Here is a 15566-nt window from a genome sequence, read left to right on the forward strand (position 1 = left end):
TGAAAATCGCCGCGCGCCGGGGGTCAGGGCTTGCCCTCGGCGGCCGCCGGCAGCCAGCCCATCTCGCGCAGCGCGGCGCGCACGATGGCTTCGCGCTGCGGCCCCAGTTCCGCGCGGGTCATGTCCATGTTCAGCGCGAAGTAGCTGCGCCGCCGCAGCCCCTCGCCATGCTCCAGCCAGCCCACGTACCAGCCGATCGCCGGCTTGGGCGCGTCGGCCCAGCCGGTCTTGGCATAGAGCTTCCAGCCCGGGCCCTCGTCGCGCAGCATCACCGCCTTGGCGCGCGGCCAGGCGCGTTCGGACAGCGCCAGCCGGCCCTCGTTGAGGCGGCGCAGGAAGTCGATCTGCTCCACCGCCGAGATGCGCAGCGCGCCGTCCAGCCAGAAGCGGTCCGCCACCGGGCCGGCGATGGCGTTGCCATAGCGGAAGTCGTAGAGGAACTGCTGCATGCGCGGCTGGCCCACGCGCCGCGCGATGTCCTGGAACACCCAGACCGCCGAGACGCGGAAGGCCGACACCAGGGTCTGGTCGCGGTTCCAGTCGTCCAGCCAGCGCTTCTGGCCGTCCCAGCGGAACACCGTCTCGGGGCCCTCGGTCACGCCGCTCTCCAGCGCGATCAGCGTGCTCGGGATCTTGAAGGTGGACGCGGGCAGGAAGCGCTCGAAGGCGCGCGGCGCGTCGCTGGCGATCCAGCGCCCCTCGTCCATCAGCAGGACCACGCCGCGCGTGTCCAGCCGTTCGAAGGCGCGAGCGAGCGCGGGGCGGGTTTCCAGGCGTTCCTGGGCCACGGGGGCTTCCTCGGCGTGCGCGACGGGGCCGAGGCTGGCGGCCAGCGCGGCGCCGCAGAGCAGCGCCGTGGCGAGCCGGCGGGTGAGACGGTCGGTCATGGGGTGTTCCTCCTTGGGTGAGCGGTCCGTGGACCGCGACAGCCGGCAGTCTGCGCGGCCCTGGCGCCGCGCGGGCCGCGAAGCGACGTTACGCGCGTTGCGGCAGCAGACGCAGGCGCTGCAGCTCCTGCCGGTAGCGTTCGCGCGTGGCCGCGTCGCGCAGCTTGCGTGCCTGCAACGCGACTTGGCGTGCCAGGTCGGCGGCGCTGAGCGGGTCGCCATCGCGCTGGGCATGGCGGGCCCACATCAGGAAGAAGGCGCAGCGCTGCTCCACCGGGATCTGCGAATGCACCGCGCGGCATTGCGCCCAGCGCTGCGCGGCCAGTGCGGCATAGCCCTCGGCCTGCAGCGGCTGGCCCTGGGCGGCGGCCGCGGCGGCGACGCGCGCAAAGGGCAGGGCATTGGCCTCGGCCAGGCGCAGCAGGAACACGGTGTTGAGCAGCGAGTGACGGCCCAGCTGCCAGCGCGCGCAGACGGCGTCGCTGAGCAGCAGCCAGCGCAGCGCCTGCGCCAGGTCCGGCGCGCGCGCCGAGCCGGCCAGCAGGCCCGCCTCCAGCAGCTGCGCCAGGCTGTTGGCGAGGTTGGCGGCGGCGATCTGCAGCGCGTCCGGCAGGCCCGCCAGCGAGGCGCAGCGCAGGGCCTGCTCCAGCGCCTGCAGCGACTGTTCGGCGAGCGCGGCATCGCGGCGCGCCAGCGCCAGCTCGCGCAGCGCCAGGCCGCGCAGATTGGCCACCTCGCCGCGCAGCGCCGGGTCCTGCGCCAGCAGCGGCGGCCCGGCCGTGTCCAGGTGGCGCAGCGCGGCGGCGGGCTGGCCCAGGCTGCCGTAGCGGTGCCAGGCCTCCAGCACCAGGCTGCGCAGGCGCAGCTGGGCGCGTTCGCCCTCGGGCAGCCGGCCGCGTTCCACGCCCTGGCGCAGCGCGCGCAGCTCGTCCTGCAGCGCCGCCCAGTCGCCCAGGCGGCGCGCGATGCGGGCGCGCCGCAGCGCCAGCGCCGCGGCGGCGGAATCGTCGCGCGCGGGCAGGTGCTCGGCGGCATGCCGCAGCGCGAGCCGCGCCGGGTAGAGCTCGCCGCGCTCCAGCAGATGGTCGGCGCGCGCCAGCCCATCCACATAGGCCAGCGGCAGCGGCGGCGCCGCGTCCGGTTCGCCGCCGGGCGGTTCGTGCTGGCCCAGCCAGGCGGCCAGCGCGCGATCGCGGCGCGCCGGGGTCAGGTCTTGCCCCTGGAGCAGGAAGCGGCATTGCGCGAGCCGCGCCTCGTCCAGCCAGAAGGGGCCGCTGCTGAGCGTGCGGCTGCAGACCAGCCCGGCCAGCGCGCTGCTCTGCAGGAGATTCAGCGCGCGCCACAGCTGGGTGCGGTGCAGCTCGGGCAGGCCGACGATGCGCTCGCGCAGCTCGGCGCGGCTGCAGGCGGCCTGTGGTCGCGCGCCGCCCTGGGCATGCGCTTGGAGCAGGGCCGCGAGCAGGCGCGGCAGCAGCGCATTGCGCAACAGGCTGCCATCCAGCAGCAGGCCCTGCGGGACCAGGTCGACCTTCATCCTCATTCGTGCAGCCGGGGGAAGCGATGCGGCATTGTCCGGCAGGGGATGCGTGCGCGGCGGACGGGTTGGCGTAACCGCTGTTACGCCGGCGCGCGCCGGCGGGGCTAGTGGAAGTCGCGGCTGTCCACGCGCAGCCGCCCCAGCAGCGGCGTCAGGTCCTCGAAGCGGCGCGCCAGCAGGTGGCAGACATCGCCGTCGCCGCGCTGCCATTCGCCCCAGACCGCGAGCAGGCGCGCATGCAGGATCACCGAGCGATGCTGCTCGTAGACCTGGCGCCAGACGATGACCTGCACCGAACCGTGCTCGTCTTCCAGCGAGATGAACAGCGTGCCCTTGGCCGTCTGCGGCCGCTGGCGCACGGTGACCAGGCCGCAGGCCGCCGCGGGCCGGCCGCTGCGCCAGGCCCGCAGTTCCTGCGAGCCGCGCAGGCCGCGCGCGGCCAGGGTCTCGCGCAGCAGGGCCAGCGGATGCTGGCGCAGCGTCAGGCCCAGCGCGGCATAGTCCCAGACCACGGCCTCGCCCTCGCTCGCCTCGGGCAGCGCGACGGCCTCCTCCGGCGCGTCGGCGCCATGCAGCAGGTCGCCCTGGCGGCGCTGCGCGCTGGCCTGCCAGACCTGCTGGCGGCGGTGGCCGGCCAGCGAGCTCAGCGCGTCGGCCGCGGCCAGCTGCTGCATCTCGCGCTGGCCGAGGCCCGCGCGCAGGGCCAGGTCTTGCGCATCCACGAAGGGCCGCTCGGCGCGCGCGTCCACCACGCGCCGGATGGCCGCGGCGGACAGGCCGCTGACCAGGCGCAGCCCCAGGCGCACCACCGGCTGACCCGGGTCGCCCCGCGGGCCCGTGGCGGCGCGCGGGCCGGGCTGGGCCATGTCCTGCGGCCCGGGCGCTTCCAGTGTGCAGTCGTGCGCGCTGTGCGACACGTCGGCCGCGCGCACCCGCACGCCATGGCGGCGCGCGTCCTGCACCAGCTGGGCGGGGGTGTAGAAGCCCAGCGGCTGCGAGTTCAGCAGCGCGGCGAGGAAGATCGCCGGCTCGTGGCATTTGATCCAGCTGGAGACATAGGTCAGCAGCGCGAAGCTGGCGGCATGCGACTCCGGAAAGCCGTAGGACGCGAAGCCCTTGATCTGGCGGAAGATGGCCTGGGCGAATTCGTCCTCGTAGCCGCGCTCGCGCATGCCGCTGACGATCTTGTCGTGGAAGCGCTGCAGGTCGCCGGGGCGTTTCCAGGCCGCCATCGCTCGGCGCAGCTGGTCGGCCTCGCCGGCGCTGAAGCCGGCGGCGATCATCGCCACCTGCATCACCTGTTCCTGGAAGATGGGCACGCCGAAGGTGCGCTCCAGCGCCGGCTCCAGGCCCGGTGGATGGTCGATGGGCTCGCCGCGCCGCGCGCGCTCGCGGTTCTTCAGATAGGGGTGGACCATGCCGCCCTCGATGGGGCCGGGGCGCACGATGGCGACCTCGACGACGAGGTCGTAGAAGTTGCGCGGGCGCAGGCGCGGCAGCATGGACATCTGCGCCCGGCTCTCGATCTGGAACACGCCGATGGTGTCGGCGGCGCAGATCATGTCGTAGGTGGGTGGATCGCCCTCGGGCACGTCGGCCAGCTCGATCGCGCGGCCGCGCCACTGGCGGTAGAACTCGAACGAGCGGCGCAGACAGCTGAGCATGCCCAGCGCGAGCACGTCCACCTTCATCAGGCCCACGCTGTCCAGGTCGTCCTTGTCCCACTGGATCACGGTGCGGTCGGGCATCGCGGCGTTCTCGATGGGCACCAGGCGCGACAGCGGCCCGCGCGTCAGCACGAAGCCGCCCACATGCTGGCTCAGGTGGCGCGGCATGGCCAGCAGCTGGCGGCTCAGCTCGACGAGCTGGCGCAGGCGCAGGTCCTGCGCATCGAGGCCCAGTTCCTGCTGCAGCTCGGCCATGCGGTCGTCGGGCAGGGACTGCGTGGACCAGCCGTTGTGCTCGGCGGCCAGGCGCTCCACCAGGGCCTCCCCCAGGCCCAGCGCCTTGCCGACGTCGCGGATCGCGCTGCGCGGCCGGTAGCTGATCACGGTGGCGGCCAGCGCGGCGCGATCGCGGCCGTATTTGGCGTAGAGGTACTGGATCACCTCCTCGCGGCGTTCGTGCTCGAAGTCCACGTCGATGTCGGGCGGCTCGGCGCGTTCGCGGCTGATGAAGCGCTCGAACAGCAGGGTGCTGCGCGCCGGGTCCACCGCGGTGATGTGCAGGCAGTAGCAGACCACGCTGTTGGCCGCCGAGCCGCGGCCCTGGCACAGGATGCCGATGCTGCGCGCGTAGGCGACGATGTCGGCCACGGTGAGGAAGTAGTGCTCGTAGCGCATCTCCTCGATCAGCGCGAGTTCGTGCTCGATGCGCGCCTGCCACGGCGGCGGCACGCCGTCGGGCCAGCGCCGCGCCGCGCCCTGCGCGGTCAGCGCGCGCAGGTGCCCGGCCGGCGTGCGCCCGGCGGGCACGACCTCGTCGGGGTAGTGGTAGCGCAGCTCGTCCAGCGAGAAATCGCATTGCGCGGCGGCCACCACGCTCTGCGCCAGCAGCTCGGGCGGGTAGAGCTGGGCCAGGCGCAGCCGGCTGCGCAGGTGCTGCTCGGCCTGCGGCGCGAGGTCTTCGCCGCATTCGGCCACGGGCCGGTTGAGGCGGGTCGCGCTCATCACGTCGTGCAGGGGCTTGCGCGAACGCAGGTGCATCTGCACGTCGCCGCAGGCCAGCAGCGGCAGCGCGCTGGCCTCGGAGAGGGCCTGCAGCCGCTGCAGCCAGCGCTCGTCGTCCAGCTCGCGCAGCAGCGTGACGCCGATCCAGGCGCGCCCCAGCGCCAGGCCCAGCAGCCAGTGCGCATGGTCGAGCATCTGCTCGTCGCCGCCGTCGCCCGTGGCCAGGCCCGGACGCAGCGGCTTGAGGATGGCCACGCAGTCCGCCAGGTCCTGGGCCCGGATCTGGCTGCGTAGCAGCCGGTACTGGCCCTTGGTGCTGGAGGCGCGGCGCAGCCGGGTGATGAACTCGCAGAGGTTGCCGTAGCCGTTCTTGTTGCGCGCGATCAGCAGCAGGCGGAACGGCGCCCAGGCCGGCGCGCCCACGCCGTCCGCGGGGTCGGCGTGGACCAGGAACTCGCTGCCGATCAGCAGGCGCAGCGCGGGTGGCGCGCGGTCCGCCGCCTCGGCCTCGGCGGCCATGCGGCGCAGCTCGGCATGGGCGCGCACCACGCCGGCCAGCGAGCATTCGTCGGTGATCGCCAGCGCGGCATAGCCCAGCGCGTCGGCGCGCCGCACCAGCTCCTCGGGCTGGGAGGCGCCGCGCAGAAAGCTGAAGCTGGACAGCGCGTGCAGCTCGGCATAGGCGGGCAGGCCCGTGGCCGGGCCGCTCATCCGAACACCCCTTGCAGGAACCAGGCCGGGCGCTCCCCGGCCTGCAGGCGCTCGCGGTAGATCCACAGCAGCGCGCCCTGCGCGTTGCGAAACAGGTAGTAGTCGCGCTGCGGCGCGGGATGCTGGTCCCACCAGCCGGTCTCCAGGCGCTGCGGGCCGGCCAGGCGTTGCAGCGGTCCCTGGTAGAGCGGCTGCTCGCCGCGCAGCGCCAGGCGCAGCGGCGGGTCCAGCCGCCACGCGGGCTGCGGCGTCGCGGCGGGGCGGGCGCGCAGCGCGGCCGGGCCGGGGCGCAGCACGCGCTCGGGCCGCTGGCTGTCCCAGGGCTGCCAGTCGGTCATGCGCTCGGGGCGGTGGTCTTCGCGCGCATGGCCGACCAGCACGCGCGTCTCGCCCAGGCGCAGCGCGAAGCGCTCCAGCAGCTGGTGCAGGGCCTCGCGGGGCTGCAGGCGATCCTCGGCCAGCAGGCTGGCGCCCGGGGCGGGCAGCGGCAGGATGTCCAGCGCGCGCAAGGACAGTTCGGCCACCGGCGCCGGCAGGCTGAGGCGCGCCAGATGCTCGCCCAGCAGGCGCGACAGGTGGCGCAGATCGCGCGTGGGTTCGGCGGTGGCCAGCTCCAGCGCGCCGCCGGGGCCGACGTCGCGCGCGCGCATGGCGTCGTGGAGCCAGTGCAGCGTCAGGCGGCGCAGGCCGGCGTGGCGCGCGGTGAGCCAGGCGCAGAGCTGCTGCAGCAGCGCCTGCGCATGGCCCTGCAGGGCCTGGGCCTGCTCGACGCGGAAGGGCAGCTCCAGTCGCGCCTCGAAGCGCTCGGGCAGCTCCACCCAGGCGAGCGCTTCGGTGCGCAGCCCGTAGGCCTGGTCCAGCGCCAGCAGCAGGGCCTCGTCGAAGCGCCGGCCCAGGGCGCTGCGCGGCAGCGCGCGCAGCTGGCCCAGGCGGCGGCAGCCCAGCCGGGCCAGCATGGGCAGATGGGGGCGGGCCGCGTCCAGCGCCGCCAGCGGCAGCGCGTCGAGCAGCGGCGCCAGCGGTTGCTGCAGGCCGTTGGTGACGCCGTGGCGCGCCAGCGCCAGCGCGGCGCGCGGATTGGGCGCCCAGGCCAGCTGCCGCAGCCCCAGCGCGCGGCCCTCGTCGCGGATGCGGCGGTTCAGGCGCCGCAGGCCGCCGAACAGGCGCAGGCTGCCGGAGAGTTCCAGCAGCACGGCCTCTTCCAGCCGGGCGACGCGCGGCGTGAACTGCAGCGCCCACCAGGCCAGGCCCGGGTCTTCGTGTGCGGGCGGTTCAGCCAGCAGCGCCAGCCAGCAGGCGGAGGGCTTCATGGTCGGGACGGGGCAGGGCGGGCGAGAGCGGAACGGGGGGCTGCGGCGGCGCCACGGCCAGGCCGCGCTCCAGCAGCCGGGCGGGCAGGCGCTGCGCCAGGGCCTGGGGCAGCGCGGCCAGGCGCAGCCAGCCTTCGTGCGGCGGCCCGCGGCGCTTGATCAGGCGCAACCGCAGGGCGGCCGGCGCCTGCGCGTCCGGGGCCAGTTCCAGGCGCAGCACGGCCGCGGAGGATTGGGCCTGCGCCGCGAGCGGCCGAAAGAGGAAGACCGGGCTGCTGCAGTCCTGCGCGGCGCTCTGCAGCCGGCGCAATTGATCGGGCCGCGCGCGGTCCAGCCAGGCCAGCACCAGCGCGGCATTGGAGCGTATGGCCTGCTCGGTGCACCACAACGCCTGCTGCGGCTGCTCGGGGCGTAGCCAGAGGCACTCGTGCGCCAGCAGGCCCAGCTCGCGCAGGCCTGCCGGATGAGGCGCCATGGGGGGCTGGATCAGCAGCAGCGGCTTGCCAGCGCGCCGCGCCAGTGCCGGGCCCAGCAGCCGCCATTCGGCCAGGCCGGCCTGGGCCTGCAGGATTTCGCTGAGCCCCTGGGTGGGCCAGCCGCCGCCGGGCAGCTCGGCATCCAGCGCGGCGAAGCCGCTGGGCCAGCAGGGCGCGTCGCCGCGGCCCAGCTGGGCGGCCCGCCACAGGCGGGCGTCCTGGGCCAGCAGCTGATCGCAGGCGGCCTGGGCATTGGGCGCCGAGGTGTCGGCGCAAGGCATGGAAGACGGGGACATGAGATAACTGTATAAAAACACAGTTGCTTGCACAAGATTGGGCGCATGTCGCCCCATCAGAACCGTTGGTCAGCGATTGCGTCGGGATTAAGGGTTTGTACTAGGTGAAAACGACCAAATCTGCATAATCGACACCAACTCCCTGCAAGAACTCCATGAGCTATCCCTGGCAGTGCCCCGACTGCCCGCGTCTTCAGCTGCGTGCGCCCGTCGAAGCGGATCTGGACTCGGTGTTGGCCATCCATGCCGACCCGATCGCCCATCGTTTCAGCCCCGGCGCGCCCATGGCTTCGCGCGAGGCCGCCGCGGCGCTGCTGCAGGACTGGATGCAGCACTGGCAGCAGCGCGGCTGGGGTTACTGGGCCATCGCGCTGCGCGAGGCGCCCGACGAGGTGCTGGGGTTTGGCGGCTTGCGCCATGGCGGTGCGGCCTCGGCCACGGCACCGCATCTGTACTTTCGCTTCCGGCCGCGTGCCTGGGGGCTGGGCTATGCGTCGGAGATGGGGCTGGCGGCCTTGCAACTGGCCTTCGAGCATCTGCAGGTGCCGCGGGTGCAGGCCATCGTGAGGCCGGCCAATGTGCCGTCGCGGCGCACGCTGGAGCGGCTGGGCCTGCATCTGACCGGCTCGGTGGCCGACGTTCCGGGCGAGCCGGCCAGCCTGGTGTACGAGATCCAGGCGGCGCTCTACCAGGAGCGCGCCGGCGTCGCGGCGGGGGCGCCTGCGCCCACCGCTTTCGGCGCCTGATCCGGCCGGCGCGAGGGCGCTGTGCGCCGCGCGCTTGTATCGAGGCGTTCCGGCTGTCCTCTGGCGTCCGATGTCGAACGTTGTGGGGCCTGGACAACAACAAGGAGAGGTCCATGTGGACATCACGCGTACTTCGGGCGATTGGGTTGGTGCTGCTGCTGGCGGTGACAGGTCTTGCCTCGGCGCGCGACCACGATGGCGACGATGACGGCGACTACCGCGTGGTGAGGGCCTGGTACGGCGCCGGCGAACAGTCGATGGACGTGACGCGCCGGCTGCGCGAACTGGTGCGCCAGGACCGCCGCTTCCAGGTCAGCAACGAGATGCTCGGCGGCGATCCGGCCCCGGGCCAGTGGAAGACGCTGGTGATCCAGGCCACCGACCGCCATGGCCGCATGCGCAACTTCGAATACCGCGAGGGCAACCGCATCGACGGCGACCGCTTCACCGCCTGGGCGCGGCCGGACGGCGACGACGGCGGCTGGCATCACGGCGGCCGCGATGAGGGCTACTACGCGGTGATCTCCGCCAGCTATGGCACCTCGCGGCGGCAGATGGACGTCACCGGCCGCGTGATGGAGTTGGTGCGCCGCGACGGCGGCTTCAGCGCCGCCAATGACACGCTGGGCGGCGACCCCGACCGCGGACGCAACAAGGTGCTGCGCATCGAGGCGCGCGGCCGCGATGGCCAGACGCGCATCTTCGAATACCCCGAGGGCGCGACGGTGGACGGCCGCCTGTTCTCCGCGCGTGGTGGCTGGGGTGGCTCCGTGGTGGATCAGCCGCAGACGCCCATGCCTTATGGCGAGCTGCAGATCCTGCAGGCCACCTATGGCATCGGACGGCACAGCATGGACGTGACGGCGCGGCTGCAGTCCCTGGTGCGCGGCCCGCGCTTCGAGGCGCGCGTGGACAACGACCTGGCCGGCGGCGATCCGGCGCGTGGCGAGAACAAGACCCTGTGGATCCGCTATCGCCTCGGCAATGGCCGCAGCCAGCAGGTGAGCGTCAACGAAGGCGACTGGCTGCGCCTGCCCTGAGCGCGCCGGCAGGTCGTGCCAAGGCCCGCGCGGGAGCGCGGGCTTTTTTTCAAGCCGGCGGCTGGTGCTGCGGGAAGCGGCGCAGGCCGTCCAGATCCAGCACGCGCAGGCCGCCGTATTCCACGGCGATCAGCCGCGCCTGCTGCAGGTGCTTCAGCGCCTCGTTGACGCGCTGGCGCGACAGGCCCACGAGCAGGCCCAGCTCCTGCTGCGTGATGCGCAAGAGCCCGCCGACGCCGGGATAGAGCTGTGGGTGGAACAGCGCGGCGAGGTTGCGCGCCACGCGCAGGTCGGGGTCGGACTGGCGGTCGATTTCGCGCGCTGCGATGAACTGCCCCAGCCGTTCGTTGAGCTGGTTCAGCACATAGCGGTTGAACGCGATGCTCGTCTCCAGCAGCTCGTGGAAGCTCTCCAGCGGCAGGCCCGCGACCACGCTGCGGCGCAGGGCCTGGATGTTGTAGCGGTAAGCCTCGCGCTTGAGCAGCGTGCCCTCGCCGAACCAGCCGCCGGGCGGCACGCCGGTGAAGGTGATGGGGCGCGCGACGCTGTCGTCGTTGCTCATCTTCAGCAGCCCGTCGACGACGCCGAACCAGAAGTTCGCGGTCTTGCCGACGCGGCAGATGCGTTCGCCCACCTGCGCTTCGGCCACCTGCAGCTGGGCACCGACGCGCATGCGCTGCGCCGGCTCCAGCACTGCCAGCCAGGGGATGGCGGACAGTTCCACCGCCGTGGCCGCGCGGGCGCGCTGGCGCAGCGGCAGCAGCGCCGGGATGGACGATGACAAGGGTGCGGAATGGCTGGTGTTCATGACTGCCTCTGTCGGGTCTCGCGGGCCGCGCCTGCCGATGGGCGCGACATCTGCGACGTACAGGGCTCGTTCATCGCCGCCTGGCTTGACATGGCGCTGACGCGAAGGGCTGGGGAAAACCAGCCTCGGTATCAACCCTAGAATGTCTTTGCATTGACAACATGACGTCAATGCTCGCGCCTAGCATGCGTCTCAAACAAGCCGGCAGTGGGCTTCCACTGCGCAGAGCTGCAAAGGAGACGACGGTGGAGATGCACTTCCCCGGATTGCTGCTGGCCCATGCCCGCCAGCGCCCGCAGGCCGCCGCGCTGCGGGAAAAGGAATACGGCATCTGGCAGACGCTCAGCTGGGCCGATCTGGCGCGCATGACCTGCGCGCTGGCCCATGGCCTGCACCAGGCCGGCCTGCAGCGCGGCCAGCATCTGATCGTCGTCGGCGAGAACCGGCCGCGGCTGTATGCCTGCATGCTCGCGGCCCAGAGCCTGGGCGCGATCCCGGTGCCGCTCTACCAGGACGCGGTGGCTGCGGAATTCGTGTACCCGCTGAACAACGCCGAGGTGGCCTTCGCCATCGTCGAGGACCAGGAGCAGGTCGACAAGCTGCTGGAGATTCGCGAGCAGTGCCCACTGCTGGCGCAGATCTGGTACGACGATCCGCGCGGGCTGCGCAACTACGACGAGCAGGGCCTGCATCCGCTGGACGCGCTGATCGCTTCCGGCGAGGTGGAGGCCAAGACCCATCCGCAGCTGTTCGACGAATGGGTGGCGGCGCTGCGCCCGGACGACGTCGCGGCGATGTTCTTCACCTCGGGCACCACGGGCAATCCCAAGGGCGTGGTCCACACCCACCGCACGCTGATCGATCGCGCGCAGGCCGGGGCCCAGTTCGACAAGCTGACGTCGAACGAAGAGGTGCTGGCCTACCTGCCACTGGCCTGGATCGGCCAGAACATCTTCAGCTACGCGCAGTGGCTGGCCTGCGGCTATGTGGTGAATTGCCCGGAGTCGGCCAGCACGGTGACCATCGACCTGAAAGAGATCGGGCCGACCTACTACTTCGCGCCGCCGCGGGTGTTCGAGGGGCTGCTGACCAGCGTGATGATCCGCATGGAGGATGCCGCGGCGCCCAAGCGCTGGCTGTTCAAGCGCTGCATGGACCTGGCGCGCCGCGTCGGACCGGCGCTGATGGACGGCCGCCCGGTCGGGGCGCTGGACCGGGTGAAGTACGCGCTGGGCAGGCTGCTGGTCTACGGCCCGCTGCGCAACACGCTGGGCTTCTCGCGGGTGCGCGTGGCCTACACGGCGGGCGAGGCGATCGGGCCGGACCTGTTCAGCTTCTACCGCTCCATCGGCATCAATCTGAAGCAGCTCTACGGGTCGACCGAGACCGCGGTCTTCGTCTGCCTGCAGCCCGACCACGAGGCCAAGGCCGACACCGTGGGCGTGCCCATCGCCGGCGTGGAGATCCGCCTGGCCGACAGCGGCGAGATCCTGGTGCGTTCGCCCGGCCTGCTCAAGGGCTATTACAAGAACGACGCGGCCACCGCCGAGGTGCTGACCGCCGACGGCTGGTACCACACCGGCGACGCCGGCTTCCTCGACGCGCAGGGCCATCTGAAGATCATCGACCGGGCCAAGGACGTGGGCCGCATCCAGGGCGGCGCCAACGACGGCGCGATGTTCGCGCCCAAGTACGTGGAGAACAAGCTCAAGTTTTTCCCGCACATCAAGGAGGCGGTGGCCTTCGGCGACCGGCGCGACCGCGTCTGCGCCTTCATCAACATCGACTTCGACGCGGTGGGCAACTGGGCCGAGCGGCGCAACCTGCCTTATGCCGGCTACACCGACCTGGCGGCCAAGCCCGAGGTCTACGAGCTGATCCGCGAGTGCGTCGAAAAGGTCAATGCCGACCTGGCGCAGGACGGCCTGCTGGCGGGCAGCCAGATCACCCGCTTCCTGGTGCTGCACAAGGAACTGGACGCCGACGACGGCGAGCTGACCCGCACGCGCAAGGTGCGCCGCGGCGCGATCGCCGAGAAGTACGCGGTGTTGATCGACGCGCTGTACGGCGGCAGGAGCTCGCAGTTCATCGAGACCGCGGTGAAGTTCGAGGACGGGCGCTCCGGCAAGGTGTCGGCGGACCTGAAGATCGTCGACGCCAAGACCTTCCCGGCCGCCGCCGTGCGGGCCGCCTGAGCAGGACCTGGGACATGAGCACCAAGAAGATCGGCGACGTCATCCTGGACGTGCAGAACATCTCGCTGTCCTTCGGCGGCGTGAAGGCGCTGACCGACATCAGCTTCAACGTGCGCGAGCACGAGATCCGTTCCATCATCGGCCCCAACGGCGCGGGCAAGAGCTCGATGCTGAACTGCATCAACGGCGTCTACCAGCCGCAGCAGGGCTCGATCACCTTCCGTGGCCAAACCTTCAAGCACATGAATTCGCGCCAGGTGGCGGAGATGGGCGTGGCGCGCACCTTCCAGAACCTGGCCTTGTTCAAGGGCATGAGCGTGCTGGACAACATCATGACCGGCCGCAACCTGCGCATGAAGACCAATCTCTTCCAGCAGGCGCTGCGCCTGGGCGCGGCCGAGCGCGAGGAGACGCTTCAGCGCGAGAAGGTCGAGCGCATCATCGACTTCCTCGAGATCCCGGCCTACCGCAAGGTGCCGGTGGGGCGGCTGCCCTATGGCCTGCAAAAGCGTGTGGACCTGGGCCGCGCGCTGGCGATGGAGCCGCAGGTGCTGCTGCTGGACGAGCCGATGGCGGGCATGAACGTCGAGGAGAAGCAGGACATGTGCCGCTTCATCCTGGACGTCAACGACGAGTTCGGCACCACCATCGTGCTGATCGAACACGACATGGGCGTGGTGATGGACATCTCCGACCGCGTCGTGGTGCTGGACTACGGCAAGAAGATCGGCGACGGCGCGCCCGACGAGGTGCGCAGCAACGAGGATGTGATCCGCGCCTATCTGGGCACGTCCCACTGACGCGACGAGCGTGACGAACCGGGGGTAGACACCAAATGGGATTCTTTCTTGAGACCCTGATCGGCGGCCTGATGACGGGCATGCTGTATTCGCTGGTCGCGCTGGGCTTTGTGCTGATCTTCAAGGCCTCGGGCGTGTTCAATTTCGCGCAGGGCGCGATGGTGTTGTTCGCCGCGCTGGCGATGGCGCGCTTCTCCGAATGGATCCCGCAGTGGACGGGGCTGCAGGGCAAGCTGGCGGTCAACCTGCTGGCCATCGTCGTGGCGATGGCGCTGATGGTGGCGGTGGCCTGGGCGGTGCAGCGCCTGGTGCTCTCCAAGCTGGTCAACCAGGAGGGCATCACGCTGCTGATGGCCACGCTGGGCATCACCTATTTCCTCGACGGCTTTGGCCAGACCCTGTTCGGTTCGGACATCTACAAGATCGACGTGGGTCTGCCCAAGGACCCGCTGTTCCTGTTCGAGAGCGTTTTCCCGGGCGGCGTGCTGGTCAACCAGGAAGACCTCGCCGCGGCGCTGATCGCGGCCGGCCTGGTCGCGGCGCTGACGCTGTTCTTCCAGTACACCGGCACCGGCCGCGCGTTGCGCGCGGTGGCCGACGACCACCAGGCCGCGCAGTCCATCGGCATTCCGCTGTCGCGCATCTGGGTCATTGTCTGGAGCGTGGCCGGCTTCGTCGCGCTGGTGGCGGGGATCATCTGGGGCTCCAAGCTGGGCGTGCAGTTCTCGCTGTCGCTGGTGGCGTTGAAGGCGCTGCCGGTGGTGATCCTGGGCGGGTTGACCTCGGTGCCCGGCGCGATCCTGGGCGGGCTGGTGATCGGCGTGGGCGAGAAGCTGTCGGAGATCTACATCGGCCCGCTGCTGGGCGGCGGCATCGAGATCTGGTTTGCCTACGCGCTGGCGCTGGTCTTCCTGTTCGTGCGTCCGCAGGGGCTGTTCGGCGAGAAGATCATCGACCGCGTGTGACCCCGCGCAGGGCGCAAGAACAAGGAGAACACCATGCTCTACCGTGAGAACGGCCAGTTCAAGTCCAGCTACCGCGCGGACCAGCAGATCTTCCCGATCGCGCAGGACCGCTGGGCCATCCTGGCCCTGATCGCGGTGGCCTTCGTCGGCGTGCCCCTGATGGCCAACGAGTACCTGCTGCGCGCGATCTTCATTCCCTTCCTGATCCTGTCGCTGGCGGCGCTGGGGCTGAACATCCTGGTCGGCTACTGCGGGCAGATCTCGCTGGGCACGGGCGGCTTCATGGCCGTGGGGGCCTATGCGGCCTACAACTTCCTGGTGCGCGTGGACGGCATGCCGCCGGTGATCGCCATCCTGCTGGGCGGGCTGGCGTCGACGGTGGTGGGGGTGTTCTTCGGCATCCCGTCGCTGCGCATTCGCGGGCTCTACCTGGCGGTGGCCACGCTGGCGGCGCAGTTCTTTTGCGACTGGGCCTTTCTGCGCATCAAGTGGCTGACCCACGACTCCTCGTCGGGCTCGGTCAGCGTGTCCAACCTGAGCGCCTTCGGGCTGCCGGTGGAAACGCCGGTGCAGAAGTACCTGCTCTGCCTGAGCTTCATCACGCTGTTCGCGCTGGGCGCGAAGAACCTGGTGCGCGGCCACATCGGCCGCAGCTGGATGGCGATGCGCGACATGGACGTGGCCGCCGCGGTGATCGGCATCCGGCCGGTGCACGCCAAGCTCAGCGCCTTTGCGGTCAGCAGCTTCATCGTCGGCGTGGCCGGCGCGTTGTGGGGCTTCGTGCACCTGGGCTCGTGGGAGCCGGCGGCGTTCTCGATCGACCGCTCCTTCCAGCTGCTGTTCATGGTCATCATCGGCGGCCTGGGCTCCATCATGGGCAGCTTCTTCGGTGCCGCCTTCATCGTCGTGCTGCCCATCCTGCTGGACAGCCTGCCGTACTGGCTGGGCATCCCGATCGACACCGCGCTGGCCTCGCACCTGACCTACATGATCTTCGGCGCGCTGATTGTCTTCTTCCTGATCGTCGAACCGCACGGCATCGCCCGGCTGTGGTCCACGGCCAAGGAGAAGCTGCGCCTGTGGCCTTTCCCGCACTGAGGCCTTCGGGCGCTCCTCCCTTCTCCAC

12 protein-coding genes are annotated in these 15566 nt (G+C 71.3%); 6 read left to right on the plus strand and 6 right to left on the minus strand.

Annotated elements, in window-relative coordinates; all coding sequences use genetic code 11:
* Positions 1-23: 23 nt before the first annotated feature.
* The 5 genes from LZ017_RS00670 to imuA form a co-directional block, all read right to left on the minus strand.
* Positions 24-887, minus strand: a complete 864-nt coding sequence (locus tag LZ017_RS00670) for a penicillin-binding transpeptidase domain-containing protein (RefSeq protein WP_241298118.1) — start codon at positions 885-887, stop codon at positions 24-26.
* 88 nt (positions 888-975) lie between these two features.
* A complete protein-coding gene (locus LZ017_RS00675; RefSeq protein WP_241298119.1) occupies positions 976-2421 on the minus strand; it encodes a hypothetical protein in 1446 nt (481 codons plus the stop codon).
* A gap of 107 nt (positions 2422-2528) precedes the next feature.
* Complete coding sequence (locus LZ017_RS00680; RefSeq protein WP_241298120.1) at positions 2529-5804, minus strand: error-prone DNA polymerase; 3276 nt, start codon at positions 5802-5804, stop codon at positions 2529-2531.
* Positions 5801-7114 carry a DNA polymerase Y family protein gene (locus LZ017_RS00685; protein ID WP_241298121.1) on the minus strand — a complete coding sequence of 438 codons (1314 nt, stop codon included), beginning with the start codon at positions 7112-7114 and terminating at the stop codon, positions 5801-5803. Before LZ017_RS00685 ends, LZ017_RS00680 begins: the two co-directional genes overlap by 4 nt.
* The gene (gene imuA, locus LZ017_RS00690) at positions 7077-7886 is read right to left on the minus strand and encodes a translesion DNA synthesis-associated protein ImuA (RefSeq protein ID WP_241298122.1); all 810 of its coding nucleotides are present in this window, start codon (positions 7884-7886) and stop codon (positions 7077-7079) included. Before imuA ends, LZ017_RS00685 begins: the two co-directional genes overlap by 38 nt.
* 155 nt (positions 7887-8041) lie before the next feature.
* Here imuA and LZ017_RS00695 point away from each other — a divergent pair, with 155 nt between their 5' ends.
* On the plus strand, positions 8042-8632 hold the full coding sequence (locus tag LZ017_RS00695; RefSeq protein WP_241298123.1) for a GNAT family N-acetyltransferase: 591 nt from the start codon (positions 8042-8044) through the stop codon (positions 8630-8632).
* 113 nt (positions 8633-8745) lie between these two features.
* A complete protein-coding gene (locus tag LZ017_RS00700) occupies positions 8746-9672 on the plus strand; it encodes a DUF3395 domain-containing protein (protein WP_241298124.1) in 927 nt (308 codons plus the stop codon).
* Positions 9673-9721: 49 nt separating this feature from the next.
* Here the strand turns inward: LZ017_RS00700 and LZ017_RS00705 are convergent, their stop codons facing one another.
* Complete coding sequence (locus LZ017_RS00705; protein WP_241298125.1) at positions 9722-10480, minus strand: Crp/Fnr family transcriptional regulator; 759 nt, start codon at positions 10478-10480, stop codon at positions 9722-9724.
* Positions 10481-10731: 251 nt separating this feature from the next.
* Here LZ017_RS00705 and LZ017_RS00710 point away from each other — a divergent pair, with 251 nt between their 5' ends.
* The 4 genes from LZ017_RS00710 to LZ017_RS00725 are packed head-to-tail and all read left to right on the plus strand — an operon-like array spanning position 10732 to position 15538.
* On the plus strand, positions 10732-12675 hold the full coding sequence (locus LZ017_RS00710; RefSeq protein WP_277604472.1) for an AMP-binding protein: 1944 nt from the start codon (positions 10732-10734) through the stop codon (positions 12673-12675).
* A gap of 14 nt (positions 12676-12689) precedes the next feature.
* Positions 12690-13475: an ABC transporter ATP-binding protein gene (locus LZ017_RS00715; RefSeq protein WP_241298127.1), complete on the plus strand. Its 786-nt coding sequence runs from the start codon at positions 12690-12692 to the stop codon at positions 13473-13475.
* A 35-nt stretch (positions 13476-13510) separates the two neighbouring features.
* A complete protein-coding gene (locus LZ017_RS00720) occupies positions 13511-14440 on the plus strand; it encodes a branched-chain amino acid ABC transporter permease (protein ID WP_241298128.1) in 930 nt (309 codons plus the stop codon).
* A 33-nt stretch (positions 14441-14473) separates the two neighbouring features.
* The gene (locus LZ017_RS00725) at positions 14474-15538 is read left to right on the plus strand and encodes a branched-chain amino acid ABC transporter permease (protein ID WP_241298129.1); all 1065 of its coding nucleotides are present in this window, start codon (positions 14474-14476) and stop codon (positions 15536-15538) included.
* Positions 15539-15566 lie beyond the last annotated feature (28 nt).

This window comes from Pelomonas sp. CA6 (genome assembly GCF_022549225.1).
GTDB lineage: Bacteria > Pseudomonadota > Gammaproteobacteria > Burkholderiales > Burkholderiaceae_C > Roseateles.

Coding starts and splice junctions, on each gene's coding strand:
- LZ017_RS00695 (WP_241298123.1), top strand. CDS start 8,042: ATGAGCTATCCCTGGCAGTGCCCCGACTGCCCGCGTCTTCAGCTGCGT.
- LZ017_RS00715 (WP_241298127.1), top strand. CDS start 12,690: ATGAGCACCAAGAAGATCGGCGACGTCATCCTGGACGTGCAGAACATC.
- LZ017_RS00720 (WP_241298128.1), top strand. CDS start 13,511: ATGGGATTCTTTCTTGAGACCCTGATCGGCGGCCTGATGACGGGCATG.
- LZ017_RS00725 (WP_241298129.1), top strand. CDS start 14,474: ATGCTCTACCGTGAGAACGGCCAGTTCAAGTCCAGCTACCGCGCGGAC.
- LZ017_RS00710 (WP_277604472.1), top strand. CDS start 10,732: ATGCACTTCCCCGGATTGCTGCTGGCCCATGCCCGCCAGCGCCCGCAG.
- LZ017_RS00680 (WP_241298120.1), bottom strand. CDS start 5,804: ATGAGCGGCCCGGCCACGGGCCTGCCCGCCTATGCCGAGCTGCACGCG.
- LZ017_RS00700 (WP_241298124.1), top strand. CDS start 8,746: ATGTGGACATCACGCGTACTTCGGGCGATTGGGTTGGTGCTGCTGCTG.
- imuA (WP_241298122.1), bottom strand. CDS start 7,886: ATGTCCCCGTCTTCCATGCCTTGCGCCGACACCTCGGCGCCCAATGCC.
- LZ017_RS00670 (WP_241298118.1), bottom strand. CDS start 887: ATGACCGACCGTCTCACCCGCCGGCTCGCCACGGCGCTGCTCTGCGGC.
- LZ017_RS00675 (WP_241298119.1), bottom strand. CDS start 2,421: ATGAAGGTCGACCTGGTCCCGCAGGGCCTGCTGCTGGATGGCAGCCTG.
- LZ017_RS00705 (WP_241298125.1), bottom strand. CDS start 10,480: ATGAACACCAGCCATTCCGCACCCTTGTCATCGTCCATCCCGGCGCTG.
- LZ017_RS00685 (WP_241298121.1), bottom strand. CDS start 7,114: ATGAAGCCCTCCGCCTGCTGGCTGGCGCTGCTGGCTGAACCGCCCGCA.